Source organism: Shinella sp. WSC3-e, from assembly GCF_945994535.1.
GTDB lineage: Bacteria > Pseudomonadota > Alphaproteobacteria > Rhizobiales > Rhizobiaceae > Shinella > Shinella yambaruensis.
Genome location: NZ_OZ000530.1, coordinates 858,076 through 871,517, shown reverse-complemented (window position 1 = coordinate 871,517; position 13,442 = coordinate 858,076). Strand labels below are relative to the sequence as shown.

Genomic DNA, 13,442 nt, shown 5'->3' with positions numbered 1-13,442 from the left:
GCATAGTGTCGAAAATAAAAGGAAAAATGGTCGGAATGGCGGGATTCGAACCCACGACCCCTTGACCCCCAGTCTTATTGAGCACGTTTTATAGCCATTCCACTGGTTGGACGCAACGGCTGTATCATCTCATTTTCCAACGTTATCTAACCTATGCCCGCTTGACTGATTTCGCTTCCCTTCTACTATGCTGGCTATATTCTGGCTACAAATCGAGGCGAGATGGCTACAATCAAGATCAGCGCAGCGACGGTCACCGAGGTGATGGCATCAGCGCGTCCGAACAAAACCACCTTTTATTTCGATGCTGACCTTGCCGGGTTTGGTTTCTATCGGACGACGACAGGAACCGGCACGTTCTTTGTTGAATATAGGCCCATCGCGGGCGGTGCCAAGAAGCGGCTTAAGCTCGGTCGTGTGGGCGCGCTCAAAGCGAACGAGGCCAGGGAGGCGGCTCGTAAGGCAATTGCGCATGCCGGCCTCGGTAAGGATCTGGCGCGAGGCCGGGCCGATGAGCGCGCCAGCCTGACCGTGAAAGAACTGGTGCAGAAGTACGTCGACGAGTTCGTCGAACCGAACAAGAAAAAGGCGTCGACGGATTTCTATAAGATATCGCTGAAGAAATACGTGGGGCCGCATTTGGGCACCCAAAAGGCGGTGGCCCTAGCCCGCGTCGATGTGCAGCGAGCTCACGCATCCATGACCAAGGAAGCCCGGATCGCAGCCAACCGGGCGATAAAGCTCTTGTCTGCTGCCTACGGCTGGGGAGCAAAGAATGGCTATGTCCCCGAGGGCTTCAATCCCGCCTCCGGCATCGACCTCAACAAGGAAGAAGGTCGAGAACGGTTCCTGTCGACGGATGAGATGAAGCGCCTTGGCGAAGCGCTCCGGGAAGCCGAAACAATCGGATTTCCTGTGAACGCCGGGGATGCGAAGCACGCGCCCAAGGGCCAACGCATAACATTCCACCCGTCGGTAACAGGTGCGATCCGCCTGATCATGCTAACCGGCTGCCGTCTGCGCGAAATCCTTCATCTCCGTTGGGACGAGGTCGATTCGGAGCGAGGTCTGCTATTCCTTCCAGACAGCAAAACCGGCCGAAAGACTGTCGTGCTTTCGACTGCGGCCCTTGCTGTCCTCAAGGAAATGCCGCGAGTCGGAATCTATGTTGTGGCAGGGGCGAGCGCAGGTGAAGAAGACGAGAAGCCCCGCGCCGACCTGAAAAAGCCGTGGAGCGCGGTGACGAAGCGCGCGGGTCTCGACGGCCTTCGGATTCATGATTTGAGGCACAGTTTTGCCTCGGTCGGTGCGTGGTCTGGCCTCGGCCTTCCGGTCATAGGATCGCTGCTCGGCCACGCCGATGTGAGTACGACCCAGAAATACGCGCACATTGCTGACGACGCCGCGCGCCGCGCAGCCGACGCAATCGCGGGACAGATCGCCGTGGCACTGGAGGGGAAGTGATGGCAGACGATGAAGAAGACCACCTCCCCGCCTGGGCAGAGGTTCTGGGTCGCGGCCCCATCCCGGTATCGGAACATACGGACGAAACCAAACTGGCCGAAGAGATGGCCGAGCGGCTGGATGCCCTCCTCCGATCGCACAATGGACTCGAGCCCACCGCAGATGGCTGGCGCCAGTTGGCGCTCGAGTTGGCGCTGAAGTACGAGCCGCTGTTCAAGATTGAGACACCGGAAGATCGTGAAAGCCTCGGCGGCCGCCCCGTCGGTATGGGTAACTTTATTCTTCGGTCACGGATGAAGGCCGAGATGCGAAAGGGTAAAACTCAGGCTGAAGCAGCGCGGACGATCGCAAAGGAATCGAAAGGGAAAATCACATTCAAAACAGCAAATAGCGCATTATCGCGCAACGCGCCCGCACCGGATTTCATGCGCCGGTGGCCGTACGAATGGAAAGCTGATCGTGCGATAAGGGCAGCAGCCAAAAAACTGTCCCAAGAATGATGGCCTATTCTTGGGACACCTGAACAGCCATCTTCCTCCATGCAACCACAAACATGGAGGGAATTGCATGGCGAATCTTAGGGTAAAGCAAGCCGCCGCATATGTCGGCGTCTCTAAATCGTACCTCGACAAAGCGCGGTGCTATGGCGGTGGACCGACCTTCGTCAAGCTCGGCACGACGGTCATCTACCGCAGCGAAGACCTTGACGCATGGGTCGCCGCGAACCGGCAGCCGGCCAATGACAACGGCAAACTGCGAGGTGCAGCATGACCGACATCGCAGCACCGGAAATGACAGCGGAACGCCGCGCCGCCATAGTCGCAGCAATGGCCGCAATGAGCGCCGACGACGGCCTTGATGCCGACGACGTCCATAACCTGGCTAAACTCGCAACGGACAGCCTGAACCGTTTCCGCGGTGAACTTGCCGAGCGTTTCGGCGGAGCCTCTTACGATTTCACGAGGGTGGTGCCTGACGATCTGCGATTCAGGCTTTCAGAGATCTCGGACCTTGTGACGGAAATTGAAGACATGGCGAGGGCGGCAGCATGACACAGCTCGCATCCAACTCCCTCTCCGTATCCGCCGAAGCCGTCCGCGAGCTTGTCGACGCATCCGACACGCTCGCCAGCCAATCTATCGAGAAAGCGCTCGAGGCCGGTCTTCTCCTCATCGCCGCCAAAGCCGAGTGCAAGCATGGCCAGTGGCTGCCCTTCCTGAAGCGGGCCGGTGTCGGCGAGCGGAAGGCGCAGCGGCTGATGAAGCTTTCGGCGTCCGGTTTGAATCCGTCCGCGGTGACGGGTTTCGGAGGTATTCGTGGGGCGCTGGAATTTCTGGCGATGCGCGACAAAGCGGTCGAGACCATGAGGGGCAGCGGCGTCGAGGGTGCTATCGACCTTCGCCGACTCCGCTCCGCTATCAGGCAGGTCGACCAGATCGTGATGCGTTTCGGTGACGACGCGGCGAAGCAGGTCATCCGCGAAGTTGATCCGAAAGACGCCTTCCTCGATGCCATCGAGGGTCGCGGCCTTCCGAAACCCGGCAGGCATCTCGAGATCACGGCCAAGGCCGGCGACCGCGTCGTCGCTATCGGCGTCTGCTGGCCATCGGTCGATCACGCCGGCTTCTACTACTGCGCTACGATGCAGCATCCATCTGCCCCAGACGAGGACGCTACCGCGCCCGTGACCTGGACAAAGCGCCCCGTTCGTGGGGAGCCCATGGCGCTTGACGGCGTTCTGCATGAACCGGTCTGGGATTTCTTCGCAACTCATATGGGCGCGCCCGCATCTCTCTGGGAGTTTGACGACAACGGGATGCTGCCGGAAATTCTGGCCGACCGTCTGGACCTGCCGTTCCTCGTCGCCGAGTCGGAAGCGGCAAAGCCGTGGCGTGACGCCGACTCTGCTGCAACCGCCGACCTGTTGGAAAGCGCAGGTATCGTGCCGCCGTATCCGGCGGCGGCGTAACCCTCCAATCCACCCATCCTGAAACTGTTCCCCGGCCGAGGCGCGGCGCGGGGTCGGAAAAACGCGAGGTTTTTTCTTTGGCACCACTACCAAAACTGACGACGAACGCCGTGTTGGCGATGCGGCAGACCCTGCTGGCCAACGGCTATTGGCCTATCCCCGTTCGTGGAAAGGTCCCGCATGGATTCAATGGGTGGTCGCAATGCCGCGCGACTGCCGAGAATATCATCGAATGGGAGACGACCCATCCCGAGAATCGCAATACGAGCATTCTGACCGGCGATGTAGTCGCGATCGACGTCGACGTACTCCGCCCGGACTTGGCGGCGGCCGTTGTCGAGATGGTTCGCGAGCTGCCCGGCGGCGCGCAGGCTCCGATGCGGATCGGCAAGGCGCCGAAAGCAATGTTCCTATTCAGGACGGACGAGCCGCGGGAGAAGCTGGCGTCGTCATGGTTCAAGATCGACGGCGTTGACCAGCGCATTGAGGTTATGGGCGTCGGTCAACAGGTGGTGGTCGACGGCATCCATCCCGACACCCAGTTGCCATACGTATGGGACCGCGACCTGCCGCCGCTTTCCGACTTGCCGCTGTTAGACTGGCCATCACTGGAAGCAATGATGGCCGACGTCGAGCGGCTGCTCGAGCCTCACGGAAAGAAGAAACCGGCGCCAGTGAAACGGCAAGCGGCCAATGACAACACCGCAGACAACTTCGGCCGCCGCGTCAACCAGGCGGCGCTGGACGATCTCGACGCCTGGGTCCCCGCCCTTGGTCTGCCGAACACCCGTCGCCATGGCGGAGGATATCGTGCCGTCTGTGCATGGCGCGGCGTTAAGAACGCCAACCTCTCTTTCCATCCAGAAGGGATTACCGACTGGGGGTCGGGCGAGACACATACGGCGATCGACGTTGCGCAGAAGGCCGGAAAGGGCGACGGCTTCGCCAGCGCTGCGGAATGGCTCTGCAGCCGCCTCGGCCGAAAAAAAGAAGATCTCGGGTGGGTCGACAACGGGGCCGCTCTGCTGCCACCTGCCGGTGTTGTGAGTGCCCTTGTCGCCAAGAAGGCGAAGCCCCTCGACCTATCGAATCCGTTCACCGCGGAAGCTGCTGGTGGCATCATGGGGAACCTCACGGATTGGATTATCGCCACTTCCCGGCGCAAGTCGCCGGAGTTCGCGGTCATGGCCGCCATCGCGTTCATGTCTGCAATGTACGGACGTCGTGTCGTGGGGCCGACGGGATGCGGCGTGAACCTGTACCTTGCAGGTATCGCCGGCCCGGGGTTTGGTAAGGAGGCGCCGTTGCAGCGGCTGGTTCGTGCCCTCCACGACACCGATATGGCCTTCCTGGTCGGCGCTGGTGAGGTCTCCAGCGCCAGCGCAATCGAAAAGATCCTCCGTCGCAAGCCGGCCGTGGTGATGCCGTGGGACGAAATCGGCGACGTGTTCGAAGCCATCAATGCCCGCGGTCCGGGGAACTGGGCATCCACGATCCGCAAGGCGATGCTCGAACTGTATTCAAAATCAGTGGGAGTCTGGTTCGGAAAGGAGACGACCGACGAAGAACGGCTAGGCACTCCGATCTACTGCCCGTCGCTGACCGTGATCGGAACGTCGACACCCACGCGCTTCTACGGAGGGCTGTCCGAAAAGAATCTGGCCGATGGTCTGGTAGCGCGCATGATCTTTATCGCACCCACAAAAAGACCGGAGCGAGCTCGTCATACAGATGCCGACCTGAAGCTGCCGGCGGACATCGTCGCGAAGGTGAAGGCCGAGCAAGCTGCATTCCCCTGGCCGGCGGCAAGCTCTGGCGGAAATTGGCGATTGCCGGAGAAGGAGCCGGACCTCATCGAGGTTCCGTGGGGTAACGAAAAAGCGGAAGAGGCTTGGCTGGCTATCGAGGATTGGCAGGAAGATGAAATCGAACGCGACGAAACGCGGGACGGCATCGTCGGACGGTTCGCGGAGAATGCCGTTCGTCTCGCCACGCTCCGCGCCCTATCCCGCACCGCGAGAGGAGCAGCCGTCACCGTGGAAGACGTAGCCTGGGCTCGTGCCGTGATGATGGATTCGATCCGCGCCGTGGATGTCGGTGTCGAGAAGTTCATGGTCTCGAGCAAGTTCGATGAGATTTGTCAGGCGATCTTATCAGCCTTGCGAGGCGCCAAGGGCGGCGAGATGTATCGGGCCGAGTTGCTGAAGCGCCGTGGCGTGCGGGGGGCCGAGAACCGGATGTTCGACGATGCCGTGAAGCGCCTGCAGGAGACAGGAGATATCGAGCGAACCGACGGAAAGAAGCTCGTTCTCACACCGGCCGGCAGGTAGCGCAGGACTTGCCAAAACTCTTGCACTTGCCACGAGGTGGTACAGATTATGGAACTTTTTTTGTACCACCTCGTGGCAAATGGCAAGAGTTTGGCAAGTGGAAGACCATAGGTAAGTGTATGATATATATAAATATATCTACTCTCTCTTGCCATTTGCCACACTTGCCACAACTCTTCGATTTTCATTTCGTGTCCGTAACTTCTCCCGGACACCCTTGGGCGTGGCAATTTTGGCAAGTTGGCAAATCGAAGAAAAGGAGACCCGAATGATCGATCCAGAAACCATCGAAGAAATTGACGATTGTGATGGCGAATCCGTCCGCGCGTTCGGATTTGACAACGACACCGGCAGGTACTCGTGGGCGTGGGTTCCGCTCGAATACGTCGCCGAATGCGGCCGGTCCGATATCATCGATCGGTTGTTTCCGCGGTATGATGAGGACGAGGAAGCAGCGTGATCACGATCAACGGCACAAAGTTCGCATCCAGCGCCACCCATGCCGGCGAACCGTGGCGAGGCTGGCCGGTCTCGAAGACCCTTCAGCCCTACCGCCCCAAACCGGCCAACGACAACAGGCCTGAGCGCTTCCGCGGCGGCTATCCGGCGCTGTCCTGGCTCGCCGAGGAGAACCCCGAAGCCGTGGTGGCCATCGCCACCATCATGGGCGATTTCCGGCCGATCTATCGGAACAAGGACGATCGGGATGACGACCTGGACAGCAGCGACGATCGCATGCGCATCCATCCGGATCCAGACGACCTCGTGGAAGCCGCTAATGACGGGCGGGCTATCCTCCCCAAGGGCAGGCTCGCGCCACGCACCGGCGCATTGCGGTCCGGCTTCCCGGCAGCGGAGAAACAGTACCGCGTCGGTGGCACCCGCTACCGCCTCGGCCGCGCCGTGTTCAACGTGGACTCCTCAGAGGCGCAGCAGGGCCTGCTAACGTACTGGCTCGACAAGAAGGGCGTCGTACAGCTTCCGCGCGAGGAGCCCTCGCAGCGGAAGGGCGGCCGGGTGCCGATCTGCTGGCAGGTCGAGCGATATATGCGCTCTTGGAACGATCGTCCGCGCAACGATCGCGATGCGGCAATGGAAAAGCTGTACGACTCCGAGTGCCTGGCGTTCCACCTTCGTCGCCGCGGCACGCCGATGCCAGCACAAGTGTACGGCAAGGCCGGTCATTCCCGCGTTGAGATCCCGGAAGAGAAGGCGGCACTGCGCGCCTGGCTCGCCGATCAGACGGCCGGCCACGCTGTCACTCGCCTTCCGGATGGCGTTGCCCGATCCACAACATGGTTCGGGCGTGTCGGTGGAGGCAAGCAAGGCTTGTCGGTTCCGGAAATCTGGCGTGAACCGGAAGCTGCTCCGGACCTGCCGGATGACGTCGCGTTGACAATCGAGACCATGCTCGCGCGCGGTGACCTGACCGACGTCGCCGAAGCGCACAAGGTCGAGACAACGCGGCCGGATCGTGCGGGCAAGCGTCTGGTTCGCGCCGCCGGAAAGGCAGCCTTGGCCCTGATGCCGGCCAACGACAACAAAAAATCGAGAAAAGTTGCGGCGTAGAGTCCATTTCGTGGCGCGCCGTTCGCTTTCCATATGAAGAGATAGTTTCCCCATTCGCGGTTTCTCAGACAGGCCGCGAACTCCTGGCCCGCCTCTGTGCGGGCCTCATTTATTCGGCTGCCTTGCGGCAGTCGCGACGTGACTGCGGATGTACCAGCACGTCACCTATCTGCACAGCCCCGGCTGCGCATCGATCGCGCACCGCGCCTGCAACTTGGCAGTTGGCGCGGTGCCAGCGCTTTTTTTTGCTCATTCATTCCCCAACCCCCAAAGATTTAGGAGCAACAATGCGCCTTCACGAAGCCGCGCAACTCATCGCGCACCATCTCCGCCGCGGCCCTGGCCGCATACAAAACATCGCCAGTCGCCTGCAGGATGCTGGCCTCCTCCCGAAAACCGAGGGCAGCCGACGATATCCAGACGACGCCACCCGAGACGAAATCGTCGCGCTGTTCATCGCGTCCATTGCAGAAACCAGCCTCGGCGCTGCTGCGGCAACCACCTCAACGTTTGCGGCCTTGGCCGATGGCGAAGGCACCCGCTTCGACCAGGCGGTGGCCGATCTCCTGTTCCGAGAGGATGTTCCCGCCTCCGACATCGCTGTCCATATCGATCCGCCGGCCGCCACCATCGCAATCGACGGCCAGGTCGTCGTTTTCGGCGCAGACGAGCCTGCGAGTGGCGCGGTTTCGGCCAGGTTCGTCGACGCCCACACCATCGCCGCCCTCCGCGCTGATCTCAACAAGAAGGAAGCTTGAATGTCGAAAGTCGTGAAATTTTTCGGTCTCGGCCGCCAATCCTCCGGCGATCTTGCGGTCGCGCTGGAAAAGGCAAAGGCCGAGCTAGAGGCTGCCGAAGCCGCGGTTGTGGCTGCGGATGAAAAGTATCAGGGCAGTTTGCTGTCCGAAGACGCTGCAGCGCTCCGACGCTTGGCGGACGCAAAAACCGATGCAATCATCACCGTCGACATCTGCCGCGCCAAAATCGCCAAACTGGAAAAGCAGCACGCAGACGCACTTGAGGCCGAAGCCGCCGATCAGCGCCAGCGCCGCTATGATGATGCTAAGGCCGCGTCCGAAGCCGCAGAAAAGCGCCTGCGCAAGGAGTATCCCCGCGCCGCCCTTCAGATCCGTGAACTGCTTGCCGAGGTCGCTGCGGCATCCCTGGCCGTCCGCGAAGCCAATGAGGACCGCCCGACAGGTGCGCCTGCCCTCGCAGGTCCAGAGCATTCGCGTTCGCAGGTAAATCTCTATCAGGAGGTTTTGAGCGAGGACATCGCTGATCTCTGGACCGAGATCGATGGCGCTACCCCTATTCGCGAAGACCTTCAGCGACACGTCCGCGCGCACGACAAGCACCGACGCGGGATGATGCGTGACCGATCGGACAGCCTGGAGAACCCGCTTCAGTACGGCACGGTTCAGACCGAGCACGGAACTCTTGAGGTCGTACTCAAGCGCTTCCGGCGGACGAAATTCCTCCCTGATGCGTCTGGCCGTCACATCGGTTCGCTCGCCAGCGAAATCGTGCTCCCGCCGCTCGATGCCGACGCCACACCGTATTGGACGCCGGCCTATGACGCCCATGACGCGGCGAGGCAAGCAGTCGCCGAACTGAAGCCCGCGCCGAAGCGCGCGGAACGCGTGCCGGAACTCTCGTATGATCTGGTGAAGCAATGAGCACTGACGAACATCGGAAACAAATGGTGGCCGCGGCGGCCGTCGCGATGGCCCAGCGCAACATCGCCATTGCCACGGCACGCTACGGCTATCAGCCGCCCGAACGGCCCGCTACCGCTCCGATTGCATCGACGCCCGCGCCAACCCAAGCGCGGAATGATGTGCTCGTGAAAGAAGCGGCCCGCCGCCGCGCCGAACGTGAAGCTGCGGAAGCCGCCGAGGCGAAGGCGTCCATGGCGCGCGTGGTCGCCCGCATGAACGGGAAAGAGGTGAAGGACCCCAGCCGACTTGAGCACGGCTGGGGCAAAGTCGTTGCCGATCTCAACAAGCGGAACGGCGCCACAGCCACCGACGAGAAACCGGCCGAGCTGAGCGGGTGGGCGCGGATGATTGCCCGGATGAATGCCAGGGGCGGCCGGTAGGCCCCCTGGCATAGGAACCCTATCCTGGTCCAACCGCCAGGCGGACGCGCATGCCTCGCCGGTCGAACTTTAGCTAGTTCGAAAATAGGTTGACAACTTGACAAATGCACCCGCCCAAACCGGAAATCAGGCTGCTTTTGCGGCCTATAAGGACGTGTCCAGGCAGACCGTGACCGACTGGAAACAGAGGGGATTGCTCGTTTTTTCCAGTGACGGAAAAGTCGACTTCCTCGCCACGGACCAGCGCTTGGCCGATCACGGGATTCGTCAACCCGCAGGCAGCGAGTTGACAGAGCTCACCGCCCTCGATGGCGTCGAGCTATGGTCGCGGGCCGACGCCGAAACCGTCAAGGAAAACTACGCTGCCAGGCTGAAACAGCTCGAATTCGAACGCGAGAGTGCCCTTGTCGTGACGGTCGACGAGGCGGCACGGCACATCGTAGACGAATTCGGCGTGGTCCGTCAGCGATGCCGCTCCATTGGAGCGGAAATCGCGCCGAAGCTGGTCGACATGACCTCAGCGGCGGAGATCAAGGCGGCGATCGACGATGTCGTCGTCGCCGCTTTGGCCGACTTGTCGGCCGTCTAACACCCCCAACCCCAGACACCACATCGCCCGGCCTATCGAGCCGGGCTTTTTCATGGAGAAGACAACATGACCATTTCCTACAACCTCCGCAAGCCCATCGAACACAACGGCACCACGTACCAGACGCTGACTTTTCGCGAGGCCAATACTGGCGACATGGTGATGGCCGACAAATTCGAGGGGCAGACCGGAAAAATCGTCGCCATCCTGGCGTCCATGTCTGGTGTGCCGCTTCCCGCCTTCCACAAGATCCCCCAGCGCGATCTCCTGAAAATCGTTGACGCGACGGCCGCGCTCATGGGGGAGGACGAGGAGGTGGATGGCGCGGCGTAGTCGCGCTCATCGCCTCTGAATTACACACCCCTGTGAACGTCATTGAACAATGGCCGCCGGAAAAGACCCTCGATTGGTACGAAGCGGCCGTCGAAATCATCCAGCTAAAAAATGGAGGCGGCCGTGGCGAAACGGCAAGCTGAACTCGTTCTCTCGCTCACCGACAAGGTGAGCGGAAGGGCGAAGGGTGTCCACGCCGCCCTTGCCAAATTGCAAATGATGGCGGCCCGCAACGCGGCCGCCATGGATGCTATGCGCGGCCGCATGTTCGACGCTATTGCGGTCGGCTACACCTTGGCGCGGAGCCTCACGGCTCCCGTCAAGGCAGCCGTGGCATTCGAGTCGAAACTCGAAGACATCGGCCAGAAGGCCGACATTCCCCAGAAACGGCTGGCGGAACTCGGAAAACAGCTTCGCCTGATCGGCCGGCAGACAAATCAGGCCGGCAGCCAGATGGCTGAAGGCATGGACACACTTTTGGGCCTCGGCGCCTCTGAGGGTGACGCGCTCAAGCTTTTGCCCAATATCGGTAAGGCCGCCTTCGCCTATAAGGCGTCCATCACTGACCTGTCGTCGGCCGGTTACGCTGCACTCGACAACTTGAAGGTCCCTGCCGACCAGTTCGGCAAAGCCTTAGATGCCATGGCACGGGCCGGCAAGGCAGGCGCCTTCGAACTCAAAGATATGGCCCAATACTTCCCGGCCCTCGGCGCGGGCTACCAGGCCCTCGGCCAGACCGGCGTACCGGCGGTGGCGGACCTTTCGGCCGCCCTGCAGATCGTCCGCAAAGGCACGGGCGATTCCGCATCTGCCGCCACGAACCTGTCGAACGTGCTTCAGAAGATCAACGCGCCGCAGACGGTCAAAGCATTCAAAAAGCTGGGCGTCAATCTTGAGCGGGAGCTAAAAAAGCGTGCCGAAGCGGGCATGAGCCCAATCGAGGCAATCGCGGATATCACCAATAAGACGTTGAAGGGTGATCTCAGTAAAATTGGTGATCTCTTTGCGGATTCGCAGGTTCAGCAGGGTCTTCGGCCGCTGATCCAGAGTTTGGAAGAATTTCGCCGTATCCGTGCCGAGGCCATGGCGGCGCAAGGGACGGTGGAGGCCGACTTCCAGCGCCGGATGAAGACCTCGGAAGGCGCGCTCTTGCGGATGCAAGCCGCGCTCGAGAACATATCTGCCTCCATTGGTGCCGCCCTGTTGCCCGCCCTCAATCAGGTGATCGACAAGGTCGCACCAATCGTCACCAGCATCGCGGATCTGGCAGAACGCTACCCCGAGGCCACTTCTGCCATCGTGGCCGCGACGGCTGCCGTGGTTGGGTTCAACATTGCGATGACCGCCACCAGATTCGCCTTCCTGTGGACGAAGGGCGGCGTGCTGTCCATGGTCATTCCGGTAGCGCGCCTGGCTTCGCACTTCACCACGGCGGCGACGGAAGCTGTTGCGCTTCAGCGGTCCCTCAAAGCGCTCTCCACATCGAAGAACGCGGGCATGGCCGCCATGCTCGACGGCGGGCTCAACGGTGCTGCGCTCACCAAACTTGAAACGGTCCGCGCCGCTCTCGGCGGCATGGCAGCGGCCGTACCAGGTGTTACCGCAATCGGTGGCGCCCTCACTACCGTTGGTGCTGCACTGGCCACCATTTCCGCGCCGGCATGGCTCGCCATTGGAGCGGGTGTTGCTCTTGTTGCTGGTGCCGGCCTGGCGCTCTGGCAGAACTGGGATCGTATCAGCAGTACCGTTGCGGGCGTTGCCCGTGCAATCGGCGAAGAGTTGCAACCCGCTATTGATTTTCTGTGGCCTGTGCTCGACCCGTTCGCGCAGTCGTTCTCCGCACTGGGGGATGCTGCAAAATGGGCGTGGGAGCAGTTCAAAGAGGCGGCTAGCTGGCTCGGTTCGCTATTCCAGTCGAATGACCTGACACGCCAGCATCAGATGGTCATCGAGGACAATGCCTATGCGGTGACAAGAAAGCTGATCGACGGCTTCAAAGCGCTGAATTCGGCGATGTTTCAGGCCGGCGTCGACATGATCCAGGGCATCATTGATGGCGTGGTAGCCAAGGCGGGCGAGCTTCTGGCCTGGTTCGCTGATCTTCCTGCGAAGATCAGGGCGGCTGTCGGCCGGATTGATCTGTCAGGGCTTATTTCCTGGGGCAGCCTCAATCCGTTCGGCGGCGGCGAAACCACCACGTCAACCCCAGCCGTCGACGGCGCGCGCGCCAAGGGTGGGCCAGTCCGGGCGGGCCGCACTTACCTGGTCGGGGAAAGGGGTGCTGAGCTGTTCTCGCCAGGCGCATCGGGCATGATCTCGCCGCACGATGCATATCGGGCGGCTGCGGCTGGTTCTGCAGCGTCAGTTGGCGGCCCAGTCCGGAGCGGCGGCAACACCATCACTATCTCTCCAACAATCAACATCCACGGCGGCATGCCGGTCGGCTCTGACCCGCATGCGGTAGCGCGCCACTACTCAAAGGAAATAGGGGATTATCTGATCTCCGAACTTGAGGGTGCGCATGGCTTCGATCTCAACGACGGAAGGCACACATAATGGCAGGTGATCTTTTGACCCTGATCAGGGGGATTGGCGAACGGTTACAGGAACTGGAACGCCGCAACAACAATCGCCGGCGAACTGGCACCATCGCGGAAGGCCCGGACGACAAGGGCCGCTATCGGGTGGAGCTCTCCAGGCAGGGCGGCGTGCCGTACCTCACCCCCTGGATCCGCCCTAAAACGGTCGGCGCCGGCAACGTCAAGCTAGACGTGGTTTATGCCATCGGCGAGCAGGTCGATGTGGTTTCCGAAAGCGGCGATCTGACGGACGCCCGCATCGATTTCGGCATGTATTCCGATGACAACCCGCGCGAAAACGACACTAATGTCCCGCTCAGGCTGAAGGTAGGCGACTCCATCATGGAAATCAGCGGTAGCGGCATCACCTTGAAGGCCAGCAAGATCGTTCTGGATGGCGAAGTACACCTCGGCGGTGAAGGTGGTCAACTCCTGCACCGTAAGGGTGACGCGGATAGCGATGGCGACACCGCTGTTGGTTCGGCAAGCCGGGTTTATGCGGTGTAGC

The 13,442-nt window shown here is 61.2% G+C and carries 15 protein-coding genes; all 15 read left to right on the top strand.

The annotated features are described in order from the left end of the window. Positions 1 to 222: 222 nt before the first annotated feature. Positions 223 to 1,464, top strand: a complete 1,242-nt coding sequence (locus tag AABF56_RS04400; RefSeq protein ID WP_272805054.1) for a tyrosine-type recombinase/integrase — start codon at positions 223 to 225, stop codon at positions 1,462 to 1,464. Then, entirely contained in the window at positions 1,464 to 1,964 is a 501-nt protein-coding gene (locus AABF56_RS04395; RefSeq protein WP_272805053.1) for a hypothetical protein, read from the top strand. Before AABF56_RS04400 ends, AABF56_RS04395 begins: the two co-directional genes overlap by 1 nt. Positions 1,965 to 2,031: 67 nt before the next feature. Then, positions 2,032 to 2,235: a helix-turn-helix transcriptional regulator gene (locus tag AABF56_RS04390; RefSeq protein ID WP_244765885.1), complete on the top strand. Its 204-nt coding sequence runs from the start codon at positions 2,032 to 2,034 to the stop codon at positions 2,233 to 2,235. Continuing rightward, positions 2,232 to 2,516, top strand: coding sequence for a hypothetical protein (locus AABF56_RS04385; protein ID WP_272805052.1), 285 nt, complete (start codon positions 2,232 to 2,234; stop codon positions 2,514 to 2,516). The genes AABF56_RS04390 and AABF56_RS04385 overlap by 4 nt, the downstream gene beginning before the upstream one ends. Then, positions 2,513 to 3,433, top strand: coding sequence for a hypothetical protein (locus AABF56_RS04380; RefSeq protein WP_272805051.1), 921 nt, complete (start codon positions 2,513 to 2,515; stop codon positions 3,431 to 3,433). Before AABF56_RS04385 ends, AABF56_RS04380 begins: the two co-directional genes overlap by 4 nt. Positions 3,434 to 3,552: 119 nt before the next feature. Next, positions 3,553 to 5,763, top strand: a complete 2,211-nt coding sequence (locus AABF56_RS04375; protein ID WP_272807434.1) for a bifunctional DNA primase/polymerase — start codon at positions 3,553 to 3,555, stop codon at positions 5,761 to 5,763. 268 nt (positions 5,764 to 6,031) lie between these two features. Then, positions 6,032 to 6,223 (top strand): hypothetical protein, encoded by a 192-nt coding sequence (locus AABF56_RS04370; RefSeq protein WP_272805050.1) that lies wholly within the window; start codon positions 6,032 to 6,034, stop codon positions 6,221 to 6,223. Continuing rightward, a complete protein-coding gene (locus AABF56_RS04365; RefSeq protein WP_272805049.1) occupies positions 6,220 to 7,332 on the top strand; it encodes a hypothetical protein in 1,113 nt (370 codons plus the stop codon). The genes AABF56_RS04370 and AABF56_RS04365 overlap by 4 nt, the downstream gene beginning before the upstream one ends. 287 nt (positions 7,333 to 7,619) lie before the next feature. Then, complete coding sequence (locus tag AABF56_RS04360; RefSeq protein ID WP_272805048.1) at positions 7,620 to 8,090, top strand: hypothetical protein; 471 nt, start codon at positions 7,620 to 7,622, stop codon at positions 8,088 to 8,090. Continuing rightward, complete coding sequence (locus AABF56_RS04355; RefSeq protein ID WP_272805047.1) at positions 8,091 to 9,011, top strand: hypothetical protein; 921 nt, start codon at positions 8,091 to 8,093, stop codon at positions 9,009 to 9,011. Further along, complete coding sequence (locus tag AABF56_RS04350) at positions 9,008 to 9,433, top strand: hypothetical protein (RefSeq protein ID WP_272805046.1); 426 nt, start codon at positions 9,008 to 9,010, stop codon at positions 9,431 to 9,433. The genes AABF56_RS04355 and AABF56_RS04350 overlap by 4 nt, the downstream gene beginning before the upstream one ends. A 97-nt stretch (positions 9,434 to 9,530) precedes the next feature. Beyond that, positions 9,531 to 10,022: a hypothetical protein gene (locus AABF56_RS04345; protein WP_272805045.1), complete on the top strand. Its 492-nt coding sequence runs from the start codon at positions 9,531 to 9,533 to the stop codon at positions 10,020 to 10,022. Positions 10,023 to 10,088: 66 nt separating this feature from the next. Then, the gene (locus tag AABF56_RS04340) at positions 10,089 to 10,355 is read left to right on the top strand and encodes a phage tail assembly protein (protein ID WP_272805044.1); all 267 of its coding nucleotides are present in this window, start codon (positions 10,089 to 10,091) and stop codon (positions 10,353 to 10,355) included. A gap of 123 nt (positions 10,356 to 10,478) precedes the next feature. Continuing rightward, a complete protein-coding gene (locus tag AABF56_RS04335; protein ID WP_272805043.1) occupies positions 10,479 to 12,911 on the top strand; it encodes a phage tail tape measure protein in 2,433 nt (810 codons plus the stop codon). After that, positions 12,911 to 13,441 (top strand): phage baseplate assembly protein V, encoded by a 531-nt coding sequence (locus AABF56_RS04330; RefSeq protein ID WP_272805042.1) that lies wholly within the window; start codon positions 12,911 to 12,913, stop codon positions 13,439 to 13,441. Before AABF56_RS04335 ends, AABF56_RS04330 begins: the two co-directional genes overlap by 1 nt. Position 13,442 lies beyond the last annotated feature (1 nt).

Bases quoted from the DNA above. Each gene is read 5' to 3' on its own strand.
- AABF56_RS04390 (WP_244765885.1), top strand. From the start codon at position 2,032: ATGGCGAATCTTAGGGTAAAGCAAGCCGCCGCATATGTCGGCGTCTCT.
- AABF56_RS04350 (WP_272805046.1), top strand. From the start codon at position 9,008: ATGAGCACTGACGAACATCGGAAACAAATGGTGGCCGCGGCGGCCGTC.
- AABF56_RS04395 (WP_272805053.1), top strand. From the start codon at position 1,464: ATGGCAGACGATGAAGAAGACCACCTCCCCGCCTGGGCAGAGGTTCTG.
- AABF56_RS04380 (WP_272805051.1), top strand. From the start codon at position 2,513: ATGACACAGCTCGCATCCAACTCCCTCTCCGTATCCGCCGAAGCCGTC.
- AABF56_RS04355 (WP_272805047.1), top strand. From the start codon at position 8,091: ATGTCGAAAGTCGTGAAATTTTTCGGTCTCGGCCGCCAATCCTCCGGC.
- AABF56_RS04375 (WP_272807434.1), top strand. From the start codon at position 3,553: ATGCGGCAGACCCTGCTGGCCAACGGCTATTGGCCTATCCCCGTTCGT.
- AABF56_RS04385 (WP_272805052.1), top strand. From the start codon at position 2,232: ATGACCGACATCGCAGCACCGGAAATGACAGCGGAACGCCGCGCCGCC.
- AABF56_RS04340 (WP_272805044.1), top strand. From the start codon at position 10,089: ATGACCATTTCCTACAACCTCCGCAAGCCCATCGAACACAACGGCACC.
- AABF56_RS04330 (WP_272805042.1), top strand. From the start codon at position 12,911: ATGGCAGGTGATCTTTTGACCCTGATCAGGGGGATTGGCGAACGGTTA.
- AABF56_RS04360 (WP_272805048.1), top strand. From the start codon at position 7,620: ATGCGCCTTCACGAAGCCGCGCAACTCATCGCGCACCATCTCCGCCGC.
- AABF56_RS04370 (WP_272805050.1), top strand. From the start codon at position 6,032: ATGATCGATCCAGAAACCATCGAAGAAATTGACGATTGTGATGGCGAA.
- AABF56_RS04400 (WP_272805054.1), top strand. From the start codon at position 223: ATGGCTACAATCAAGATCAGCGCAGCGACGGTCACCGAGGTGATGGCA.